This is a genomic window from Flavobacterium sp. SORGH_AS_0622, from assembly GCF_030818825.1.
Classification (GTDB): Bacteria; Bacteroidota; Bacteroidia; order Flavobacteriales; family Flavobacteriaceae; genus Flavobacterium.
This window is the reverse complement of record NZ_JAUTAX010000001.1, coordinates 3,785,564-3,808,041: the sequence shown is the minus strand read 5'-3', so window position 1 is coordinate 3,808,041 and position 22,478 is coordinate 3,785,564. Positions and strand designations below refer to the sequence as shown.

Annotated in this window: 20 protein-coding genes, 1 tRNA gene and 1 pseudogene; 14 read left to right on the top strand and 8 right to left on the bottom strand. The window is 33.6% G+C overall.

Annotated features, from left to right (window positions below; all coding sequences use genetic code 11):
* Positions 1 to 12: 12 nt before the first annotated feature.
* The 3 genes from QE431_RS16030 (at position 13) to QE431_RS16020 (ending at position 1,568) form a co-directional block, all read left to right on the top strand.
* Entirely contained in the window at positions 13 to 450 is a 438-nt protein-coding gene (locus QE431_RS16030; protein ID WP_307297685.1) for an META domain-containing protein, read from the top strand.
* 4 nt (positions 451 to 454) lie between these two features.
* Positions 455 to 973: a DUF4251 domain-containing protein gene (locus tag QE431_RS16025; protein WP_134139935.1), complete on the top strand. Its 519-nt coding sequence runs from the start codon at positions 455 to 457 to the stop codon at positions 971 to 973.
* A gap of 109 nt (positions 974 to 1,082) precedes the next feature.
* A complete protein-coding gene (locus QE431_RS16020; protein WP_057117011.1) occupies positions 1,083 to 1,568 on the top strand; it encodes a hypothetical protein in 486 nt (161 codons plus the stop codon).
* 70 nt (positions 1,569 to 1,638) lie between these two features.
* Here the strand turns inward: QE431_RS16020 and QE431_RS16015 are convergent, their stop codons facing one another.
* The 8 genes from QE431_RS16015 to QE431_RS15980 form a co-directional block, all read right to left on the bottom strand.
* Positions 1,639 to 2,733, bottom strand: a complete 1,095-nt coding sequence (locus tag QE431_RS16015; protein WP_307297682.1) for a glycoside hydrolase family 18 protein — start codon at positions 2,731 to 2,733, stop codon at positions 1,639 to 1,641.
* A gap of 215 nt (positions 2,734 to 2,948) precedes the next feature.
* Entirely contained in the window at positions 2,949 to 4,754 is a 1,806-nt protein-coding gene (locus QE431_RS16010; RefSeq protein WP_307297679.1) for an acyl-CoA dehydrogenase family protein, read from the bottom strand.
* 46 nt (positions 4,755 to 4,800) lie between these two features.
* Positions 4,801 to 5,151: a four helix bundle protein gene (locus tag QE431_RS16005; protein WP_307297677.1), complete on the bottom strand. Its 351-nt coding sequence runs from the start codon at positions 5,149 to 5,151 to the stop codon at positions 4,801 to 4,803.
* Positions 5,152 to 5,278: 127 nt separating this feature from the next.
* Complete coding sequence (locus tag QE431_RS16000) at positions 5,279 to 6,460, bottom strand: acetyl-CoA C-acyltransferase (protein ID WP_307297674.1); 1,182 nt, start codon at positions 6,458 to 6,460, stop codon at positions 5,279 to 5,281.
* Positions 6,461 to 6,558: 98 nt separating this feature from the next.
* The gene (locus QE431_RS15995) at positions 6,559 to 8,949 is read right to left on the bottom strand and encodes a 3-hydroxyacyl-CoA dehydrogenase/enoyl-CoA hydratase family protein (protein WP_307297672.1); all 2,391 of its coding nucleotides are present in this window, start codon (positions 8,947 to 8,949) and stop codon (positions 6,559 to 6,561) included.
* 53 nt (positions 8,950 to 9,002) lie between these two features.
* Entirely contained in the window at positions 9,003 to 9,461 is a 459-nt protein-coding gene (locus QE431_RS15990; protein ID WP_057116687.1) for a MarR family winged helix-turn-helix transcriptional regulator, read from the bottom strand.
* A gap of 221 nt (positions 9,462 to 9,682) precedes the next feature.
* A complete protein-coding gene (locus QE431_RS15985; RefSeq protein WP_307297670.1) occupies positions 9,683 to 10,720 on the bottom strand; it encodes a YafY family protein in 1,038 nt (345 codons plus the stop codon).
* 109 nt (positions 10,721 to 10,829) lie between these two features.
* Positions 10,830 to 11,444, bottom strand: coding sequence for a hypothetical protein (locus QE431_RS15980; protein WP_307297668.1), 615 nt, complete (start codon positions 11,442 to 11,444; stop codon positions 10,830 to 10,832).
* A gap of 285 nt (positions 11,445 to 11,729) precedes the next feature.
* Between QE431_RS15980 and QE431_RS15975 the strand changes: the two genes are divergently transcribed.
* The 11 genes and pseudogenes from QE431_RS15975 (at position 11,730) to QE431_RS15925 (ending at position 22,429) form a co-directional block, all read left to right on the top strand.
* Positions 11,730 to 11,846 (top strand) — tRNA-OTHER (locus QE431_RS15975).
* 252 nt (positions 11,847 to 12,098) lie between these two features.
* Positions 12,099 to 14,341 (top strand): annotated as a pseudogene (locus tag QE431_RS15970) (hypothetical protein).
* Between the two features lie 326 nt (positions 14,342 to 14,667).
* Positions 14,668 to 15,228, top strand: coding sequence for a hypothetical protein (locus tag QE431_RS15965; RefSeq protein WP_307297666.1), 561 nt, complete (start codon positions 14,668 to 14,670; stop codon positions 15,226 to 15,228).
* A gap of 85 nt (positions 15,229 to 15,313) precedes the next feature.
* On the top strand, positions 15,314 to 16,735 hold the full coding sequence (locus QE431_RS15960; protein WP_307297663.1) for an RtcB family protein: 1,422 nt from the start codon (positions 15,314 to 15,316) through the stop codon (positions 16,733 to 16,735).
* 371 nt (positions 16,736 to 17,106) lie between these two features.
* Positions 17,107 to 17,907 (top strand): TatD family hydrolase, encoded by an 801-nt coding sequence (locus tag QE431_RS15955; protein WP_307297661.1) that lies wholly within the window; start codon positions 17,107 to 17,109, stop codon positions 17,905 to 17,907.
* 173 nt (positions 17,908 to 18,080) lie between these two features.
* Positions 18,081 to 19,031, top strand: coding sequence for a nucleotidyltransferase (locus tag QE431_RS15950; protein WP_307297659.1), 951 nt, complete (start codon positions 18,081 to 18,083; stop codon positions 19,029 to 19,031).
* A complete protein-coding gene (locus QE431_RS15945; RefSeq protein ID WP_307297657.1) occupies positions 19,032 to 19,679 on the top strand; it encodes a hypothetical protein in 648 nt (215 codons plus the stop codon).
* Entirely contained in the window at positions 19,579 to 20,637 is a 1,059-nt protein-coding gene (locus QE431_RS15940) for a ThiF family adenylyltransferase (protein ID WP_307297655.1), read from the top strand. Before QE431_RS15945 ends, QE431_RS15940 begins: the two co-directional genes overlap by 101 nt.
* Positions 20,638 to 20,639: 2 nt before the next feature.
* Positions 20,640 to 21,107: a Mov34/MPN/PAD-1 family protein gene (locus tag QE431_RS15935; protein WP_307297653.1), complete on the top strand. Its 468-nt coding sequence runs from the start codon at positions 20,640 to 20,642 to the stop codon at positions 21,105 to 21,107.
* Positions 21,100 to 21,936 carry a DUF6602 domain-containing protein gene (locus QE431_RS15930; RefSeq protein WP_307297651.1) on the top strand — a complete coding sequence of 279 codons (837 nt, stop codon included), beginning with the start codon at positions 21,100 to 21,102 and terminating at the stop codon, positions 21,934 to 21,936. Before QE431_RS15935 ends, QE431_RS15930 begins: the two co-directional genes overlap by 8 nt.
* A 223-nt stretch (positions 21,937 to 22,159) precedes the next feature.
* The gene (locus tag QE431_RS15925; protein ID WP_307297649.1) at positions 22,160 to 22,429 is read left to right on the top strand and encodes a hypothetical protein; all 270 of its coding nucleotides are present in this window, start codon (positions 22,160 to 22,162) and stop codon (positions 22,427 to 22,429) included.
* The last annotated feature ends 49 nt before the right edge of the window (positions 22,430 to 22,478 follow it).

The window sequence follows — 22,478 nt, the reverse complement described above, 5'->3', positions numbered from 1 at the left end:
TTCTTAACTATTATGATTAAAAAGATTTTTACTCTCGTTTTTCTTAGTTCAATATTGCTTTCCTGCAATATTTTTAAATGTAAAAAAAGTGATGCAGTTTCAAAACTCGACGGAACTTGGGAACTGAATTATATCACTAGTCCAAAGATTACTTTTGATGGTCTATACCCAAATAAGAAACCTACAATAATTTTCAACACAAAAGAAAACCAGGTTTCGGGCAATAACAGCTGTAATTCTTATACTGGAAAATTGGTTGTAAATGGAAATAAAATTGATTTTACACAGCCAATGGCAGTGACCAAAATGATGTGTCTGGACGGACAACAGGGCGAACAGACTTACATGAGTACACTTCAAAAAATTACTTCATACGATATTACAGATGATGGTAAAACTTTAAATTTTATTTCTGGAGATATTGCAATGATGCGTTTTACTAAAAAATAATGCTATGAAAGCTAAAATATCTGTTATGTTCCTGATTTTTTCACTCTTAAGCTTTTCAGTTTCGGCACAGGAAAAAACAAAAAAAGAATTAAAAGAAGAAAGAGAACTAAAAAAGCAAAATGAAATTCAAGCACTTTTAGATGCCAAGAATTTTGTTTTTGAAGCACAAAAGGTTACACCGCAAGGTGGAAGATTAATTCAGCTGGATTATAATACTTATTTCTTGAATTTTAATACAGAAAACACAACTTGCGATCTTCCTTTTTTTGGACGCGGATTTAATGTTGCGTATAATGGTGACGGCGGAATTAAATTTGAAGGAAAACCTGAGAATATCAAAATTGAAAAGAAAAAGAAAAATACCATTTTAAAAGCGACAGTTCGAGGAAAAAACGATGTTTATGATCTAATGTTTAGTATTTTTTCTAATGGAACAGCTACGCTTAATGTAAATAGTAACAATAGAGCGCCAATTAGTTATGATGGAATAATTAGTGCTCCAAAGACATCGGTGAATAAATAATAGTTTTACCTATTTAAGATATAGATATACTGTTTTGGGTTTTAAGGTTTTAATAATCAGTATATTTAGTATGCATATTATTTTTAAAAACAAATTTAAAATTGAAACTATGAAAAAATTAAGTCTTATTCTTATTCTGGCTGTTGCCTCATTTTCATCTTATGCACAATCTTCTTTTAAAGAAGATGTAGATGTTTTGCAAAGTGTTTACGGAAAATCTAAAAGTGATTTAGTAAAACAATACATGAACTTGTCAGATGCTCAAGCAGCAGCTTTTACAAAAGTGTATGATGAGTACGAAACCAAACGTAAAGCGCTCGGACAAACCAAATTTCAATTAATAAATGATTATGCAGCTAATTATGAAACTTTGACAGATGCCAAAGCCGATGAATTAGCAAAAGGTACTTTAAAAAATCATATTGATTATGAAAAACTTTACTCTAAAACCTATAGTCAAGCCAAAAAAGCGATTGGAGCTATAAATGCGGCTAAATTTATTCAGTTGGAAGTGTATCTACAAACGATTATTCGCAGTGAAATTTTAGAATCTATTCCTTTTATCGGAGAATTGGATAAATCAAAAGTTCAATAAGGTTTTTGTAACTATAAAACAAAAAGGCAGTTATTTAGATAACTGCCTTTTTTTATTCTTTTAAACAAAATTATTTTGCTGTTTTTACTTTGTAAATTTCATTTACCATTCCGTCACGGAAACTATCTAACGTAAGTTCCCAAAACATAATTCCTCCTAATTTCTTCGCTTTTACGTATTCTGCTTTTGCTTTTATAGATTTAAGATCATCAGATGTTGCAAAAGTTTTGGTTGAAGCGTTATACCAATATGGTGCTTTTGCTTTATCATCCCAAAAGTATTTCCATCCATTTGCTTCAGTATAAGTTGTAGCAAAGTTTTTAAAATCGATACCTTGAATATGTTCTCCAGCTTGATAAAGACCATTATTTACGTTTTCTACATTTTTCCAAGTTCTTGAATAAAAAGCACCGCCAATAACTAGTTTCTCTGCAGGAACGCCTTGTTTCAATAAAAATTCAACAGCTCTATTCGTAGATTCTTCATTAGCATTTGTACTGTATAATGGAGAATGATGACCAGTAACTTTAGAATATCCGTTTACTAAATCATAACTCATAATATTGATGCGGTTTACCAAAGGAGTTACAGCTTTCCAGTCAATAGATTCGTCTAAATATTTTTGGAAACCTCCTGCAGCGAAACTCAATTCGTATTTTTTACCTAATGTAGAACGTAATATTTTTACCAGTTCAGTAAAGTTAGGTTTGTCAACAGCCTGATACAAATGACCTGGAAGCCCTTCGATTGCTGGATATTCCCAATCTAAATCTAAACCGTCAACTTTATAAGAATCGCTTATTTCTTTTACAGATTTAGCAAACTTTAAACGACCTTCTGCAGTAGAGAAAGCAGCAGAACAAGGTTCGCAGCCACCCCAGCCGCCAAGTGATAAAATAATTTTTAGCTGCGGATTTTTTGCTTTTAGAGAAACTAAGTGTTTGATTGTAGTTGAATCTTTAGGAGAATCAACACTTAATTTTCCATCTTTTAAATGGCAGAAGCTGAAAATAATTTGATTTAATTTGCCAACTTCGTATTCATCAATAAGTTTTGAATCGCCAGTGTAATAAGCGATTATGTCCATTTTTTTGTTCTTTTGAGCAAAGGTCGTCGTGATACCAAAGCACAACAAAAAAGAAGCGATTAGAGTAATTTGTTTCATTATTTTGTTTTTAGCGTTTTTAGAACGTTAAATATAAAGTAATACATTGGATATTTAACTATTATAATTCACTTTGCAAGTTAATTTTAACGAAAATTTTGCAAATCGTTGCAAAAATATTGCGAAGAAAGATCTGGAAAATAACAAAAATAAACCCGCTCAGTTTCGGACTTGCGCGGGTTTAAACAAATTAAAAGCTAAAAACTATTGTAATATTAGAAGCAGTATGAATTTTCTGCAACTAATTTTTCTGCAATTTTTTCTCTCAACGCCACAACATTTGGCAGGTTAGTGTATTTTGTAAAACGTTTCAATCCCATTAACATCATACGTTGTTCGTCTCCTTCAGAGAAAGAAGCAATTCCTTCTTTTCCTCTTAAGTTTACAATATCTACAGCTTTGTACAAGTATAATTTTGCCATAGCAATTTGCTCTTGAACTTTATCTTCACCTTCTTTTTTAGCTAATTTCTCAGTTCTAAGAATTGTACTTTCAGCCATATAAATTTCGATTAAGATATCTGCAGCAGCCATTAATAATTGTTGGTGAGAATCTAATTCTGGACCATATTTTTGAACAGCGCTTCCAGCAACCATCAAGAAAACTTTTTTCAAGTTAGCTACGATTGTTTTTTCTTCTGCAAATAATTCAGAGAAATCTGGAGTATCAAAAGAGGGAATTCCCATTAATTCTTCTTGAACTTTCATTGCTGGTCCAAGTAAATCAACGTGTCCTTTCATTGCCTTTTTGATCAGCATACCTACAGAAAGCATTCTGTTGATTTCGTTTGTTCCTTCGTAGATACGTGCGATACGAGCATCTCTCCAAGCACTTTCCATTGGAGTATCTTCAGAGAATCCCATTCCGCCAAAAACCTGAATTCCTTCGTCAGAACAGTTTTGAACGTCTTCAGAAACCGCTACTTTCAAGATCGAACACTCGATAGCATATTCTTCAACACCTTTCAATTCAGCTTCCTGATGAGAAGTTCCTTCCGCTTCACGAGCAGCAATTCTGTCTTCGATGTCTTTTGCAGCACGGTAAGAAGCACTTTCTCCCGCGTAAGCGCTAGTTGCCATTTCAGCTAATTTAGAACGGATAGCTCCAAATGATGAAATAGAAGTATTGAACTGAATTCTTTCGTTAGCATATTTTACAGCTCCGGAAGTAACTCTTCTTTGTGCATCCAAACAAGCAGCAGCCAATTTAATACGACCAACGTTCAAAGCATTCATCGCAATTTTGAAACCGTTTCCTCTTTCAGACAACATGTTTTCAACCGGAACTTTTGTTTCGTTGAAGAAAACCTGACGAGTAGAAGAAGCACGAATTCCTAATTTATGTTCTTCTTCATTCATAGAAATTCCGTTTGATGGATCATTTTCTACGATGAAACCTGTAATGTTTTTATCATCTCCAATACGGGCAAAAACGATGAATAAGCTGCAAAAACCTGCATTCGAAATCCACATTTTTTGTCCTGTAATTAAATAATGAGTTCCGTCCTCAGATAAAACAGCTTTAGTTTTTCCTGAATTTGCATCAGATCCAGCGCCTGGCTCAGTTAAGCAGTAAGCTCCAAACCATTCTCCTGAAGCCAATTTTGGAACGTATTTTTTCTTTTGTTCTTCAGTACCATAAAGTGTAATTGGCATTGTTCCAATTCCCGTATGCGCACCAAAAGCAGTTGAGAAAGAACCAGTTGCTCCAGAAATGTAGTCACAAACTAACATTGTAGAAACAAATCCCATTCCTAATCCGCCGTATTCTTCAGGTACTGCAACTCCAAGAAGTCCCAATTCACCCGCTTTACGCATAGAAGCTTCTGTATAAGCATAATCTTTTTTCTCAAAACGATCTTTATGCGCCCATAATTCTTTGTCAACGAACTCCTTAACAGAGTCACGCATCATTAACTGCTCTTCCGAGAAATCTTCTGGAGTAAAGATGTCCTCGCATTTTGTTTCTTTAACTAAAAACTGACCACCACGAGTCACGTTTTTTTCGATTGTATCTGCCATTGCTTATGTTTTTAGGTAAAAGATGAAAGAAGCAAGAAGCAAGATTTTAAATTAACTTGCTAATAAAGCCTGTGGTCATCTTTTGAAATTCAATTATTTTGTTTTCTAATTTTTCTGTTTTTTCCTTTGTTAAATAATCATTTTGACAAGCTATTAACAATTGTGTTTGCAATTCAAATGACGAACCTAAACTGATATTCAAATAATGTTGAAAATGTTTATTGCCTCTGTTTGAGCCCTCAGCGATATTTGAAGGCATTGAAACAGAACATCGATTCATTTGATTTGCCAAACTATAAATTTCTGATTTTGGAAAAGTGGCTGTTAGTCTATAGATGTCATTTGTAATTTCCATAGCTAAAATCCAAATTTTCAAATTCTTAAAATTGTGTCTCATGTTTTTTTGAGGCAAGATAAGAAGAAAAATTAAATGTAGGTTTTGTACTACTTTTAAAAATGTTTACTCTCAGAATATTATCATTCCAAAAATCAAGTCTTGCTTCTTGCTTCTTTCCTCTTAAAAACTACAACACTTCGTAAATCCCAGCACTTCCTTGCCCAGTACCCACACACATAGAAACAATTCCGTATTTACTTCCTCTGCGTTTCATTTCATCAAATAACTGAACAGAAAGTTTAGCTCCTGTACAACCTAGAGGATGTCCTAAAGCGATTGCTCCACCGTTTACGTTTACGATATCCGGATTTAAACCTAATTCGCGAATTACAGCCAAAGACTGAGAAGCAAAAGCTTCGTTTAATTCCACTAAGTCAATATCTTTTAATTCTAAACCAGCTTGTTTTAAGGCTTTCGGAATTGCTTTAACTGGACCGATACCCATAATTCTTGGCTCAACACCAGAAGAAGCAAAATTTACCAAACGTGCAATTGGTTCCAGATTTAATTCTTTTACCATTTCTTCGCTCATGATTAAAACGAATGCAGCACCATCACTCATTTGTGAGGAGTTACCCGCAGTAACACTTCCATCAGCAGCGAAAACCGGTTTTAAACCTGATAAAGCAGCGATAGAAGTTCCAGCTCTCGGTCCTTCGTCTTGTTTTACAACGTATGATTTTGTTTCTTTTTTACCATTTTCGTTGATGAAAGTCTGCTCAACAGTAATTGGAACGATCTGTTTGTCGAATTTACCTTCTGCCTGAGCTTTCAAAGCTTTCATGTGTGAGTTGTATGCAAACTCATCCTGATCTTCTCTTGAAATTTTGTATTGATTGGCAACGGCTTCAGCAGTTAAGCCCATTCCCCAATAGTAATCTTCGTGACCTGCAGCAGCAACTTTATAATCCGGAGTTGGTTTGTAACCTCCCATCGGAATAAAACTCATGCTTTCTGCACCACCTGCAATGATACAATCTGCCATTCCTGATTGGATTTTAGCAGTCGCCATTCCGATAGTTTCCAGTCCAGATGCGCAGTAACGGTTTACCGTAACTCCAGGAACATCTTCTACTTTTAATCCCATAAGAGAAATCAAACGTCCAACGTTCAAACCTTGTTCTGCTTCTGGCATGGCATTTCCTACCATAACGTCATCGATACGTTTTTTATCGAAATTAGGCAGTTCGTCCATCATAAACTGAATGGTTTCTGCAGCTAATTCATCAGGTCTTTTAAATCTAAAAACACCTTTTGGAGCTTTTCCAACTGCTGTTCTATATGCTTTTACTATATATGCTGTTTTCATTTGTTTTGTTTTTTTTAAAGATTTATAGAAGCAAGAGCCAAGAGAAAAGACAAAACTTTGTTTTGAAATCTTGCTTCTTGCATCTTTCTTCTACTTTTCTAATTACGAAGCGGTTTTCCTTTAGTTAACATATATTGGATTCGTTCAAGAGTTTTTCTCTCTGTACATAAACTCAAGAAAGCTTCACGTTCGATATCTAATAAATATTGTTCAGAAACCAAAGTCGCTTCAGATAAATCACCTCCGGCCATAACATAAGCCAGTTTGTTAGCGATTTTCTTGTCGTGTTCAGAAATGTATTTTCCAGCTTCCATTTGATCCGTTCCAACTAAGAACATTCCAAGAGCTTGTTTTCCTAATACTTTAATATCATTTCTTCTAATAGGCTGTGTATATCCAGCTTCAGCTAATAATAAAGCATGTTTTTTAGCTTCAGCGATCTGACGATCTTTGTTTACTACGATAATATCTTTCCCGTGCTGTAAAAGTCCAGTGTCAAAAGCTTCGTAACCAGAAGTCGATACTTTTGCCATTGCGATTGTTAAGAAATATTCTTGAAGAACATTCAACTCCACATCATTTTTGCGGAATAAATCAGAAGCTCTTAAGGTCATTTCTTTAGAACCACCACCACCTGGAATCACACCAACACCAAATTCAACTAATCCCATATAAGTTTCAGCAGCAGCAACTACTTTATCAGCGTGTAAGCTCATTTCGCATCCACCGCCAAAAGTCATTCCGTGAGGCGCTACAACAACTGGAATAGAAGAGTAACGAACACGCATCATAGTGTCTTGGAACAATTTGATTGCCATGTTCAATTCGTCGTATTCCTGCTCAACTGCCATCATGAAAATCATTCCGATATTAGCTCCAACAGAGAAATTCGCTGCTTGGTTTCCAATAACTAAACCTTGATATTCTTTTTCAGATAAGTCAATTGCTTTGTTGATGGCTTGAAGTACATCGCCACCAATGGTATTCATTTTAGATTGGAATTCTAAATTCAAAATTCCATCACCTAAATCCTGAATGATTGCACCGCTGTTACTCCAAACTTTTTTGCTTTCGCGGATGTTGTTTAGGATAATGAATGAATCTTGTCCAGGAACTTTAACTTGAGATTTTGTTGGAATGTTGTAGAAATAAGTTGCTCCTTCTTTTACAGTATAGAAACTTTCGCTTCCAGAAGTCAGCATTTCGTTAACCCATGCAGCAGGTTCTAAACCTTCGGCTTTCATGATTTCAATTCCTTTGGCAACACCAATAGCATCCCAGATTTCGAATGGACCATTTTCCCATCCAAAACCAGCTTTCATGGCATCGTCAATTTTATATAATTCGTCTGAGATTTCAGGAATTCTGTTCGACACATAAGCAAACATTCCAGCGAAACTTTTTCTGTAGAATTCTCCCGCTTTGTCTGTTCCTTTTACTAAAACTTTAAAACGATTGATTGGTTTATCGATAGTTTTTGTCAGTTCAAGCGTAGCAAAATTTGCTTTTTTCGCAGCGCGGTATTCTAATGTATCTAAGTCTAAAGAAAGAATATCTTTATCTACTTTTTTGTAGAAACCTTGTCCCGTTTTGCTTCCCAGCCAATTGTTTTCCATCATTTTGGTAACAAATTCTGGAAGTTTAAACAATTCGTGTTGTTCATCAGTTGGGCAGTTTTCATAAATACCATTAGCAACATGTACCAAAGTATCCAAACCAACAACATCAACCGTACGGAAAGTAGCTGATTTTGGACGACCAATTACGGGACCAGTCAATTTATCCACTTCTTCAATCGTTAATCCCATTTCTTTTACTAAATGGAATAAACTCTGGATTCCGTAAATTCCTATTCTGTTTCCAATAAACGCCGGAGTATCTTTAGCAACAACCGAAGTTTTTCCTAAAAATTTAGATCCGTATTCGTTTAAGAAATCCAACACTTCAGTTGAAGTTTTCGGACCAGGAATAATTTCAAATAATTTTAAGTAACGCGCAGGGTTAAAAAAGTGAGTTCCGCAGAAGTGTTGTTGAAAATCTTCGCTTCTTCCTTCACTCATAAAGTGAATTGGAATACCAGAAGTGTTAGAAGTAACTAAAGTTCCCGGGTTACGGAATTTCTCAATTTGTTCAAAAACTAATTTTTTGATATCTAAACGTTCCACTACAACTTCGATAATCCAATCAACATTGGCAATTTTTGCCATATCATCAGTCGTATTTCCAGTTGTAATTCGGCTAGCGAATTTTTGGCTGTAAATAGGAGAGGGTTTCGATTTTAATGAATTCGCCAAATGTTCGTTTACCACACGGTTGCGAACGGCTTTACTTTCAAGTGTTAATCCTTTTTTAGCTTCAGCTTCTGTCAGTTCGCGCGGGATAATGTCAAGAAGTAAAACTTCAACACCAATGTTAGCAAAATGACAAGCTATACCTGAACCCATAATTCCGGATCCAATTACAGCAACTTTTTTAATTGTGCGTTTCATATTTGTAAAATTTGTTTTTTTGGGTAGAATTTGAATTTTCTCTTTAAAGGAGATTATTCATTTTCTGAGTTTTCTGTATGATTGAAAATATTTTTGTCCTGAATTAATTCGTTGATAATTTCAGAAACTTCTATAAAATGCTGCAGCTTTTCGTCTGAGACATGTTTTCTAACCGTTTCATTAAATTTCAGAACTGTATTTTTAGATAAATCTCTTTTTTCTTTTCCAAATTCGGTCAGGTAGATCAAAACGCCTCGACCATCGCTTGGGTTCTTTTTGCGAACAATTAAACCTTTTTCTTCCATAGATTTAAGCGTTCTTGTTAAGCTCGTTGCTTCCATGCCCATTCTCGGACCTAAAGCGGTTGATGGAGTTCCTTCTTCCTTGTCCATACTTAAAAGAGCAAATCCTGTTGCCATTGTAGCATCATATTTGGCAGCCTCTTCATTATACATTCTTGAAACAGCCTGCCACGTCGCTCTCAAAATATAATCTATCGTCTTGTCTTTCATAGGTAACTATATCGATTTCAAATATAATTAAAAAATACTATGCATGCATATAATTTTTTAATAAATTTTTGGTTAGTTAAAAAATATCACTGATTTAGAGTGATTTGGTGGTTTATTTATAGGGAAATATACTATTCTTTTTTTAGATTTTAACATTTTCCATTCTGTAAAAATGTCTTTTTGGTTTTTAAATCGGATTTAATTCGATATTCTTTAAAAAATTATGCATTTATTTCAGTTGAATTTTCAGAATCGTAGCGAGAAATGGCATCTTGAAGTATCTTTTTCATACGATTTCTCAGACTTTCTGGTCTTAAAATCTCCATACAACTTCCAAAACCTAGAAGAAGTCTTTCCATTTCATAATTTGGTATCACATATAATTGGACAATAATACTTCCGTCCTCATTTTCCTTAATTAATCGCTGGGAAGTGTGTAAAGGTTTTGTCAATACATAAGGTGCATTCGACGCATCTACCCATATTTCAATTCGCCTGGCTTTTAATCCCGAATTTACCGTAACACCAATTACATCTTTATAATAAACGTCAGCATCAAAATCTTCTTCTAGGTAAGGATGATTAAAATCGTAGTCAATTGCAATGATTCTGTCCAAAGCCAAATTGGTAATAGGCTGTAATGCTTTTTTCTTTCCGATTAAAAACCAGCGATTGTTGAATTCTTTTAATATAAAAGGATGAAAATGAAATTTTGTTTCTTCTCTCGATTTAAAAGATTTGTACGTAATTATCAGAACCATTTTCTTTATGATAGCCTGATATATTTCATCCAGATAATGCAGCCCTTTTAGATTCTCATTTTTATCCAGATAAATTACGGGCTTGGTATGTGATTTTTCAGAATAGATTTTATCCTCTAAACGCTGTAAAATATCTGATACATCATTAAATAAAGAGAAATCCTTAAACTGTTTCAACATCGAAACCGTTTCAGTTAAAACATTCATATCCGTTTCCGTCAGCGGAATATCCGTTATCGAAAAATCTTCGTCTTCATATTTATAATACTTTTTATCGTAAACCACAATTGGCGCATTGTATCCCAGTTTTTCACTTCGCATCAGCTGAATATCCATCTGAATTGTTCGTTTACTAATCGGGTTTTGTCGTCCTTCGTATTCAAATAAAGCTTCAGAACATTCTTCGATTAAATCTTCGAGTGTCCATTGTCTGTATTTATTTTGCAGACATTTATCAATGGTTTTATAACGGATTAAGGCGTTTTTATTTTGTGACATAAGAATGTTTGTTTTTCGGTTTGTATTTTAGAGACGCACCGCAGTGCGTCTAACGTATTGTGGATATTCGTTGTGTAGACGCACTGCAGTGCGTCTCTACAGACATACTTTATGTTAATATTGAAATTTCCTTTTCAATATTTTGTCTAGCTTTTTCCTCATAAAAACTCCTGAATTCCTCAGTTTGAAAAATAAATTCATTCTCTAAAAAATGTTTCAAAGCTTTGGCGCGCCCGGGTTTGTATAGAAAATCAGGATAAATACGGTATTCTTTTCTAATCTGTTCAAAATAGATTTTATAATCGTCCCAATCTTTCGTAAGGATTTTCAAATCAAAATCGATTAACCAATTGATATCTTCAATTTCATTTTGCTGATGTTGTTGTGTAGCGCAGATGGCATCAAAAACCAATTGTTTATTTAAGTTTACATTTTCAGGTAAAATCGACAAAGCATACTCAGCACTTTTGAGTTCATTGTCTTTTTTGGAAGCCGAATAAACAAAATCATGATAAAAAATAGAAAATAATATTTCATTCGGATTTTGAAGCCTATTAGAATAGGTTTCAAAGCTTTCTATCATTTCTTTTAAATGTGTGAGATTATGATAATGCCTTGATTTTTTGGAATATGCCTTTTCTAAACCTGCCCAGTTCTGCTGAATTTCATTTGCTGAAAAGCCAATATTTGAGAGTAATTCAGAATAAATTTTCTCTAAATTCATGTTGTTTTTTACTCAAATTTAAAATTCTTTTTTTACTGCGCAAAATAATTGCGCAGTAGTTTCGAAATCTTTGTTCAAGAAATAAAACAAATACTATTTCTCAAAAATGAAAGCAAAATTTTTACTGCGCAAAATAACTGCGCACTAGTTTTGAAATCTTTGTTCAGAAATAAAAACAAACGTTCATAGAAATAAAAAAAGAATAAAACAGGTCAAGTTGGAGTTACTTCGAAACACTTTCCACGTACACACTTACACCATTACCTTTTTATTCTACTATTATATGGGACAGTAGCTCAGCGGTAGAGCAGGTAGTTTTGAAATTATCAATCAAAGGTCAATCAAAATTTACTTCTTACACTTTTAATGTCCGGGTCGTGGGTTCGAATCCCACCTGTTCCACTATTAATGGTCAATTAAAACTTACTTCTTATAGGTTAATTTCCCAGCTTCCATAAGGGAGTTGGTATTAAAGTTTTAAAATTATCATTAATAAAAAGCGAGGGTCAAGATTAACTTACTTCTTCGGGGAAACCCACCAGATAAACTCAGTTAATCAATTACACTCCAATTTAAGGTCAAGTGTTTCTTACTTCAAAATCTTTTAGGTAGAACTCAGAAACACCATTATCTAAATTTTAAAAATTAAAAAAAATGAAAACAAGAGAATTATTAAAAATCAGTTTACGTCAAAATGCGATTTTCATTCCATCAGAAATGATTTCGAATGATATTAAAAATTTATCAGGAACAACATCGGTTTTATTAGCCAATGTTTCTAAACTTGGATTTACATTTTCTGAATCGTTATTGCACGCTTTAAACAACGTAAACCCAAATTATAAAGTAGAAGTTTTAGAAGTGCTGAGAGAAGTTTTAGGAACAGATAAAAACTGGACGCCATTGGTAAAAGAATGGAATATCCCAACGGGAGAATCTGTTGTAGATCATATTATCACATATTTCGGAAATGTTTTTAAAACAAAAAACGGAACAACTTTACAATGTGGACATATTATCCCAGATAATACTTTTCCATTAGAAAGATACAACGGTTGTCCGTTCTGCGGAACTCCGTTTGAATTTGGTAAAATCGAAAAATTAGGTCAGGGAAGCAAATTGAAAGTACTTGAATTGTGGACAGAAAAAGATTTAAATGATTTATATATCTCATTATTGCAGTCAAAAACGGCTTTAGACGCTACTCAGCTAGATAGTTTAAAAATGGCGATGCAAAATTTGCCTTTGCCAAAAGTTGATGTTGCAATGAAGGAAACTTTAATGCTAGTAATCGGTCTTTTGATTGAAAACGGTAAAGAAGCCGAAGCATCTCAATTTTTAAAAACACCAACTGATATCTTAAGATATTTATGGTATAAAAATACTGGAATGTTGCAGATTATCGAGCCAAAAACGATTGTTAAAAGAGCGACTAAAAATGGCCAGCATTTTCATAATTCTTTGGATACAAGTGCGCAGGCTAGAATTGCATCTGCAAAAGATTTGAAACTTAAATATTCAAGAAAAGAATGTTTAATGGTGGCAAACTGGTTAAACAATATGACCATGGACGTTGAAGCCATGTGCGAAATCATGCATCCAAAACGCGGAATGTGGGTTCGTTTTATTCGAGCGCTTCGTTTGGCAGAATACAGCAAAAGAAAAGGGTTTGAGAAATTGAACTTTTTAATGGATGTGTTTCTACAACCAAGTGTATGATGTTTGGCAAAGCAAAGTAGATTCGTCAAGATTGAAATTTGATGCCGATAAAACATTTGCGTTATTAAAACAACGTCCAGGATTGTTTGCACGTTCGTTATTTTCGAATATGCTATGGTTTGGAGCAGAAGAAACAATTGCCCATTTTGAAGAAATCATCGATAAAGTTCCGGCTCGATTGGTGTTTACTTTAAATATGTATGCTCAAAATTACTTTGATAAAAATATGCAGCGAAGTGTGAAACCTTTGGGCGGAACAAACAAAAGAATCGAACCAAACGGTTTATTGAAATTGTATGATGATGTGCAGTTGGAAGCAATGAAAAACCAAATCGAAGAATTGTGTCTTTTGGCCATGAAAAAACGATTTGCAAAAATGGCGAACAAAAACAAGACAATGTATATCGATCCGCAGTTGTTTAACATTCCGGTTTCTATAGGAGATCGAAGCGAAACCGTTCAGGATTTGCCGGTTGCATTAATGGGAACACGTTTCCCAGTTGAAGGTAACGAAGTGCGATTGTTTATGCAATGGGGTAAAGATTTGCCAGCACAGCATTTAGATATGGATTTGAGCTGTCATATCGCTTATGAAGATAAAGCCGATATTTGTTCTTTCAGCCGATTGACTACAACTGGTTGCCAGCATAGTGGTGATATCAGAAGTATTCCGAATAAAATTGGAACGGCCGAATATATCAACATCAACATCGACGAATTGGCGAAGGCCAAAGCTAAATTTGTAACTTTTACTTGTAATGCGTACAGCAACGGAAGTATTACGCCAAATTTAATTGTTGGTTGGATGAACAGTAAACACCCGATGAAAATTTCGGAGAAAACGGGTGTAGCATACGATCCGTCGTGTGTAGATCATCAGGTTCGTGTGACGCAGAATGTTGCCAAAGGTTTGGTTTTTGGAGTGTTGGATGTAGCCAAAAGAGAAATCGTTTGGTTAGAGATGACTTTCGGAGGTCAGGTTTATAGGCGGTTTGGATTTCAAAGGCGTTCAGGCGTTGTTATCAAAATTAAACAGTAAATTGAATATTGGTAGTTTGTTACAGCTGAAAGCGGAAGCTCAAGGCTTAACAATCACCGAAAATGAAATTGCAGATGAGGTTTATACAGCGCAATGGGCGATGAATCCAGCAGTTGTTACGCAATTATTAGTGGATTAGGTTTAATTAGGTACAAAGAGGCAAAGGTTCAAAGGGACAAAGGTTTTGTAGAGGCGTACTGCTGTGCGTCTCCTCAAAGTTTGGTAAATTTAATCTTGCAGAGTCGCAAAGATTTTTCTGAGTAATATTTGTCATTTCGATCCCGAGGCTTCGGGAGAGAAATCTCCACAAGTAACTCCGCAACGAAAAGCCAATCTTCATAGAGCTTCTCGCGAGGATTTCTCCTTCGTCGAAATGACATAAAATGAGAAAAACTAGAATAAATTAATCTACGCAGAATAATTGCGCAGTAGTATTTGAATCTTTGAAAAAATAAATTGATAGATATGAGAAATTCAGAATTTGAAATCCATCCTTTTGACGAAGCGTTTTATGTTGAATCATTATTAAATAAAACACATTCAATTTTGAATGACGTTGCGTCAGTAAACAAATTTTGGGAAAATGGAAATCATGATTGCAAGAATGACAATGCAATTCTAGATTTACTTCAAAACATTATCCTAAATGCAGGAGGTATTTCTCGATTTTTTTGGCCTTCAAAAAACACTGGATATTATAAAATTCGAGGGGAAAAGCTACGTGAAGTTTATCATGTTAGTGATTCGAGTGTTTTGAAAAATCGAGATATGCGAAATTGTATCGAACATTTTGATGAGAAATTAGACGATTTTTTAAAAAAATTTGCTACATGGAAGGTAATGCAAAAATACGTTGGACCACTAACATATGTAGATGATGGCAGAACATTTTTTAGGGCATATTTTTATGATAAACAAATCTTTAAGATGCTCAATGTAGAATATGAAATAAAACCAATAATAGTAGAAATTAAGAGAATTCATAAAATTTTATTACTGCAAAAAGAAAATCGTGGTCGATTTTAAAATAATTGCGCACTTATATAAAACCTTTGCACCTATAAACCTCTGTCCCGATAGCTATCGGGATTGTCCCTTAAAAAACAAAACAATGAAAACACAAATAAACGGTACAGATATATTAGAATTAGGATTCCCGGAAGGAAAAATAATTGGGATTGCCTTAAAAATAAACAACACAAGCAACGGATTCACAAGAGACGAAATGATCGCTAATTTCAAAAACGTCTTAGAAACTCCAGAGAATTATATAGACGATAAAGTCTTCAGTAAACTGGCTGTTGCTTTAATCGAAAAATCGAATGAAAAACCAGAAGATTTTATTGCTTTAAATCAGAATCCGAATGCGTATTCGGCTTACGGATTGGATCATATCGAAGACGGAGCCAGAAAACAAATGGAAGTGGCCATGAAATTACCAGTAACAGTTGCAGGAGCTTTAATGCCAGACGCACACCAAGGTTACGGATTACCGATTGGCGGAGTTTTGGCCACAAAATATGCCATTATTCCTTATGGTGTTGGGGTTGATATTGGGTGTAGAATGGCGTTGTCGGTTTATGATATTCCTGAAGATTTTTACTTTGAAAACGAAGCTAAATTCAAAAAAGAATTAATTGCCAATTCGATTTTTGGAGCGGGTCACGGATTTCACGGTCAGTACAAATCAGATCATGCGGTTTTGGAGAACGATACCTTTAATATGAATCCGTTTGTGAAGAACTTGAAAGATAAAGCCTGGTCGCAATTAGGATCTTCTGGTGGTGGAAATCACTTTGTAGAATTCGGAATCATGGAATTTGTAAAAGACGATTCGGTTTTGAATATCCCAAAAGGTAAATATGTCGCTTTGTTAACGCATTCAGGTTCACGCGGAATGGGTGCCACAATCGCGGGACATTATACTAAAATCGCCAAAGACGAATGTAAACTTCCAGAAGTGGCCAAAAATTTAGCGTATCTGGATATGAACTCACAATTGGGTCAGGAATACTGGATGGCGATGAATTTGGCGGGTGATTACGCTTCGGCTTGTCACGAGATTATTCATAACAAAATGGAACGCGCTTTGGGTGCGACGATTTTAGCCAAAGTCGAAAACCACCATAATTTTGCGTGGAAAGAAATCTGGAACGGCGAAGAAGTGATCGTACATAGAAAAGGAGCAACCCCAGCCGGAAAAGGCGTTATGGGAATCATTCCGGGAAGTATGACTGCGCCAGGATTTTTGGTGAGAGGAAAAGGCGAGGAGAACGCCATAAATTCGGCTTCACACGGAGCAGGACGACAAATGAGCAGAACCCAAGCCATCAAAAACATTACCAAAACAGAGATGAAATCTATCCTTCAAGATCATGGCGTTACGCTTATTGGTGCAGGTCTGGACGAAGCCCCAATGGCGTATAAAGATATCAACCAAGTGATGGAAGCACAACAGGATTTGGTTGATGTGGTTGCGAAGTTTACACCGAAATTGGTGAGAATGGCAGATGACGGAAGCCGTGAGGATTGATTTTAGTTTTCAGTCGCGGTCTCAGTTTTCAGTGTTGCGACTCATTTTTAGTTTTCAGTCGCAGTCACAGTTTTCCGTGTAGAGGCGCACTGTAGTGCGTCTACGCAAAGTGAATAAAATAATAGAATCTCGCAAAGTCGCTAAGACGCAAAGTTTTTGTTTCACGCAGATTTTTCAGATCAAAGCAGATTTAATTGATTTTTAATAATTAATCTGTAATATCTGCTTAAATCTTTTCAAATCTGCGTGTAACAATTTTATAGGCATTGCATAAAAAACTTTGCGCCTCTGCGACTTTGCGAGATTAATTCAGCACAAAGAATGAAAAAAACTTTGTGCCTTAGCGCCTTCGTGGCAAAAACAAAAAAGAAATGAAACAATACATAGATATCGGAATTAATTTGACCAACAAACAATTCCAAAACGACATAGACGATGTCGTACAAGATGCGCTAGACGCTGACGTATCGCAGATGATACTCACGGGCACGAGCGTACGAAACAGCGAAGCTTCATTAGAAATCGCAAAACAATATCCGGGAATATTATATTCGACGGCTGGAATTCACCCGCATGATGCGAAGAGTTTTGATGAAAAAAGCATTTTACGACTGCGGAATTTATTAAAGCAGAAACAAGTCGTTTCGGTTGGGGAATGCGGACTCGATTTTGATCGTGACTTTTCGCCCAGAAAGAAACAGGAAGAATGTTATAAAGCCCAATTAGAATTGGCGATCGAAGTACAGAAACCTTTGTTTTTGCACGAAAGAGCTGCTTTTGAAAGCTTTATGAATATCACCAAAAACTATTTACCGCAATTGCCAAAAGCGGTAGTGCATTGTTTTACAGGAACGCTGCAAGAAGCCAAAACCTATCTCGATAACGGATTTTATCTCGGTTTTACGGGAGCGATTTCAGATGCCAAACGTTTCAGCCATTTAAAAGAAGTCATTCAGTACGTACCGCTCGACAAAATGATGATCGAAACCGATGCGCCGTTTATGCTTCCTAAAAATGTTCCGAACAGCCTCTTAAAGAAATACCACGAACGCCGTTGCGAACCTGCTTTTCTGCCGTATGTTGCCGGAACTGTTGCACAGTTTAAAGGGATTACTTTGGATAAGGTTGCGGAGGAAACGACTAAGAATGCTAAATGCTTTTTTGGGATTTAACTGAATAAAATGTTAAAAATGTGCATTTTGACCGATTTACGGGTTACTCGTAGATTAAAATATTACTAAGAAATTTATTATAAATAGATTTGAGTAAATTGCATGAAAAATAAAAAAAGATATGGTTAAAGCTCATTGCCATTGAAAAATGAGTTAAATTAATATATAAAATTATGGGATTTGACAGATCTGACTTTTTAGTTAATGTGCTAGAAACGCATAAAATGAAACATATTGATTCATTATTTGATAAGTTTAAAGAAAGAAGAAAAGAAATTAAAGAGAAGTTACAAGAAAAATTTGTTGATGACATTTATACACCTTTTAATTCAGGGTCTTATGCTAAACATACTGCTGTAAATGCAAAATTTGATTTAGACGTTGTCGTTCCTTGTAAAAGAAATTCTTTTTCAACAATTACAGGGATGTTTGATGATTTTTTTGATTTTTTACAAAGTGAATATAAAGAAATAGCTTATATAAGAAAACAAAAAGTTTCTATTGGAGTTGAATTCTTTGCAGATGAAGATAATGACATTGTGCAAATTGATGTAGTACCAGGAAGAGAATTGAAACAAGGTGATTATCCAAATGATAACTACCTTAATATAAATATAAATGTTTATGGTTCAAATTATACTCAAACTAACATTCATGCTCAGATAGATAATATAAAAGGAAAGAGTGATGCGAGACAAATAATAAGACTTCTTAAAATATGGAAGTATCAAAATTATAAGGATTATAAATCTTTTTTCATTGAATTAATTGTGATAAAGGCATTTGAGAATAAAATTGTCTCTGGTAATTTATGGTCAAAATTAAAGGTGGTTTTGGAATATATTATTGATGAAATTGAAGGAGATAATTTTTCATTAAAAGACCCTGGTAATTCAAGTAATGATATTGCAAAAACAATAGATAGTTATAAAAAAACTTTGCTAAAAAATGATTTTAAATTCTTATTGGAACAGGTAGAGTTAAATGATGAAAATTTAAAAAATCATTTTAAAGAAAACGAAAAATATAAGATTGTAGAGGAATCATCTGAATCTAAAAGCAGTTATAGAATTAATGATTCATCGAAAGCTATAATTCCACCAAGCAACCAATTTGGATTATAAATGGAAGAGAAATTAAACTCAATAATAAATATTTTTCAACAATTCGACGATCTTAAAATAATTAAAAATTTTGAGATCATCGATAGTTGTATTGTGGGAAAAATTCAGGTTTCGTGTTTATTGAAACCAAATATTATTTTTGAAGTTAAAATCTCAAACAATTATCCTCTAAAAGAAGGCAGCACGGAATCAATAAGGTTTGTAAATGAAGATTTGAAAAAATATTCCCATATAAATTTTGATGGATCAGTCTGTTTCCATAATCCTACGCATCCAGATTTGGAATATAAGTTAGAATTTGATATTAAAGCTTTATTGGAGTGGGTAGACAAATATTATATTAAGGAGTTAAACGATGGACGCTTTGAATATCTTTTTTATAAAAATCAGGATGCAAATCAAATTTTTTTGTTCTCTGACCCTGATAAATCACTTACTAAAGATGATTTTGGTTTTATGTTTTTTAGTAAACATAATACATTTAATGATAAAAATACATTTTTGATTCAAGGATTAAAGAGCCAAGCAGGAAGTAATAATATTGTTTTTGGATGGAGTAGATATTATAGTGGATTCCAAGGAGCAAATAAAGGGTTGTATTACATTGCAGAAAAAACCACCAGTCTATTATCGCAATTTCGCCTATGAGAAATGGTCTGATTTTGGAACTATTTTATCAAATGATTTTTTAAAGTTTCTAAATGATTCTAAACGACATCTAGAAAGAAAGCATTTATTAGAGAACAAGTACTTGATATTATTATATGGTTATCCAATTGATAATGATAAAGTACATTTCGAAACTTTAAAGATTGATTTTTATAATCTTCCAATTTTTAAGAATGAGATTTCAGAAGATCCTATAATATGGTGTAAGACAGTGGACAGTTCTTATGAGTTATTTTTTGGAAGAGGAAAATTAGATAAAGGCTTAACAGAAAAAAAAATATTAATATTAGGACTAGGAGCTGTTGGTAGTAATTTATCAGAATCTTTGGTTAGAGGGGGATGTAGATATGTTGATATTTTAGATTATGACATAAAGGAAGTTGGAAATATATGTAGAGGGAAATATAATTTTATGCATGGAGAGAGGCAAAAGGTAGATGAATTAAAAATTTCATTAATTGCAATTTCTCCTTTTGTAAATGTAGAAGCTTATAATTTTCCATTATTACCGCTTCAAACTCTGCCAGATTTAAAAAAATATTACATTGATTTCTTCAATAAATATGACTTTATTTTTAATTGCTCAGCTAGTAATGATGTTAATATTATTTTGGATCAATTAGAAATAAGAAATAGAACTATTGTAAATATGTCGATATCAAATCACGCTAATGATTTAGTATGTATAATTGAAAATGATAATATATATAACAAGAATTCAGAAATTTTTCAAGAAATTAATCAAGATTTAATGGATATGTTTAATCCACAAGGATGCTGGAATCCTACATTTAAAGCATCTTTTCATAATATAAATGCTTTAGTTAATTTAGCATTAAGCAATATTGATTTAAGATTAAAGAAAGGTAAGGTGCTGAAAACATTTTTATTGCAAGTTGAACTAGGAAGTAGCTATAAAATTAACTTAAAAGATTAAAATTGATATTAAATAATAAAATAATAGGTTTACAAATTGAATTTGAAGATGAGATTATTAAAGAATTTGAAAAAATAGCATTAAAGTTTTATCCTAATGAAATAGGAGGATATCTTATGGGATACTATACAGATGACAAAACAAAGGCTGTAGTTGTAAAACAAATTCTTTCAACTAATTTTGAGAATTCTCCAACTTCTTTTAAACATATTGTTGATGAAAACCTAAAAGAAACATTTGTAAGGATATTTGATGAAGAAAAAATTCATTATTTGGGTGAGTGGCATACACACCCAAATTCTAATTCAAACTATAGTTTAACAGATTTTAAAGCATTAAAAAAAATAGTTGAAAATAAGGACTCAAATATCGAAAATCCTATTTTATTGATAATTGGATTTGATAAAAAAGGAATTAGAGATTATTCTTTTAATGTTTTTTTTAATAACAAATTGTATAAATATGAGTAATGCTAATTTAAAAGAACTTTTTGGTGGTCTTCAAAACCAAATGATAGCACAATTAAATACTAACAGAGAATTTATTACTCATCCAGGTTCTGTTGGAGATGCGCTAGAAAATGTTTGGATTGAATGGTTAAGAAAATACCTGCCTAACAGATATTGTGTTGATAAAGCAATTGTTATAGATTCAAATGGAGCTACTAGCGATCAAATTGATGTTGTAATCTATGATCAACATTTCACACCATTTGTTTTTAATCAAAATGGGTTTATTTATATTCCAGCTGAAGGGGTGTATGCTGTCTTTGAAGTAAAACCTGACTTTCAAGGTTCTGTTAAGGTTTCAAATAAGGAAACTATTAATTATTTTGAATATGCTGGTAGAAAAATTGAGAGTGTAAGGAAATTGAAAAGAACATCTGCCCGTATAATAAATGCAGGTGAATACAAAGATCCTAGAGCATTAACTAAAATTATAGGTGGGATTTTAACAAGTACTAATTCTATAAAACAGGAAAAAACATTAATTAACCATCTGAAAAGCTTGACTGGTTTGAAATCTATGGAAATGGGGTGTAGTATTTCTTATGGAAGTTTTTATGTAGATTATGAAGGAATTCAGGATTTATCTCCTGAAAATGTGCAAGAAAGTATAGAGAAATATTATTTAGTTAGAAAGTTTCAAAATGTTGAATTTAGTGAAAAAGAAATATCATTAGTTTCTTTTTTTTTACAATTAACGCATTACTTACAACAGGTGATTGGTACTGTCGCCTCAATAGATTTGGATTCATATGCTAATGCAATAGGTTTCAAAATTGACAAAAGAATATAGATACATATTAATATTAAGTAGGTTTTTTCTTTCTTTTAAAATAAAATAATATCTTTGTAAAGTCAAAATATTATACAAGGAGAAATCCGAAACTTAAATTTTAAGTTAACATAAGCGAACCCTCATTCACGTTGCAGGAGCTAGTGATAGCCCTAATTCCACTCTTTGTAGTGTTTTGACACAACCGACGATGAGGGTTTCGCGCGTCTAAAAATTTTCGAATATGTCAAAAGAAAATCAAAAACCAACACATCGTGATGTAGTGCCATCCGTAATTAATTTCCTTTCAGACGAATTGTTTGAGGGAGATTACAAAGAACAGCCCATGTATTTGCAGGAAATCTTCGAACTTTTAATGCATACAGAGTTTGGCGACGATATCAATTTAAGGCAAAAAATACTAAGCTGTTTAAGAACCAGCCGTAATCTGGCAGAAACTTTATCGCCATTTTCAGAAAAGCAGATTTATAAGGCTTGTGCCAGTAATAGATAATAACATAAAAATCAAAACTCTGCAATCTTGATATTGCAGGGTTTAAAAG

Bases quoted from the DNA above. Each gene is read 5' to 3' on its own strand.
- QE431_RS16030 (WP_307297685.1), top strand. From the start codon at position 13: ATGATTAAAAAGATTTTTACTCTCGTTTTTCTTAGTTCAATATTGCTT.
- QE431_RS15955 (WP_307297661.1), top strand. From the start codon at position 17,107: ATGAAACAATACATAGATATCGGAATTAATTTGACCAACAAACAATTC.
- QE431_RS16025 (WP_134139935.1), top strand. From the start codon at position 455: ATGAAAGCTAAAATATCTGTTATGTTCCTGATTTTTTCACTCTTAAGC.
- QE431_RS15995 (WP_307297672.1), bottom strand. From the start codon at position 8,949: ATGAAACGCACAATTAAAAAAGTTGCTGTAATTGGATCCGGAATTATG.
- QE431_RS15990 (WP_057116687.1), bottom strand. From the start codon at position 9,461: ATGAAAGACAAGACGATAGATTATATTTTGAGAGCGACGTGGCAGGCT.
- QE431_RS15965 (WP_307297666.1), top strand. From the start codon at position 14,668: ATGAGAAATTCAGAATTTGAAATCCATCCTTTTGACGAAGCGTTTTAT.
- QE431_RS16000 (WP_307297674.1), bottom strand. From the start codon at position 6,460: ATGAAAACAGCATATATAGTAAAAGCATATAGAACAGCAGTTGGAAAA.
- QE431_RS16015 (WP_307297682.1), bottom strand. From the start codon at position 2,733: ATGAAACAAATTACTCTAATCGCTTCTTTTTTGTTGTGCTTTGGTATC.
- QE431_RS16005 (WP_307297677.1), bottom strand. From the start codon at position 5,151: ATGAGACACAATTTTAAGAATTTGAAAATTTGGATTTTAGCTATGGAA.
- QE431_RS15925 (WP_307297649.1), top strand. From the start codon at position 22,160: ATGTCAAAAGAAAATCAAAAACCAACACATCGTGATGTAGTGCCATCC.
- QE431_RS15960 (WP_307297663.1), top strand. From the start codon at position 15,314: ATGAAAACACAAATAAACGGTACAGATATATTAGAATTAGGATTCCCG.
- QE431_RS15930 (WP_307297651.1), top strand. From the start codon at position 21,100: ATGAGTAATGCTAATTTAAAAGAACTTTTTGGTGGTCTTCAAAACCAA.
- QE431_RS15945 (WP_307297657.1), top strand. From the start codon at position 19,032: ATGGAAGAGAAATTAAACTCAATAATAAATATTTTTCAACAATTCGAC.
- QE431_RS16020 (WP_057117011.1), top strand. From the start codon at position 1,083: ATGAAAAAATTAAGTCTTATTCTTATTCTGGCTGTTGCCTCATTTTCA.
- QE431_RS16010 (WP_307297679.1), bottom strand. From the start codon at position 4,754: ATGGCAGATACAATCGAAAAAAACGTGACTCGTGGTGGTCAGTTTTTA.
- QE431_RS15950 (WP_307297659.1), top strand. From the start codon at position 18,081: ATGGGATTTGACAGATCTGACTTTTTAGTTAATGTGCTAGAAACGCAT.
- QE431_RS15985 (WP_307297670.1), bottom strand. From the start codon at position 10,720: ATGTCACAAAATAAAAACGCCTTAATCCGTTATAAAACCATTGATAAA.
- QE431_RS15980 (WP_307297668.1), bottom strand. From the start codon at position 11,444: ATGAATTTAGAGAAAATTTATTCTGAATTACTCTCAAATATTGGCTTT.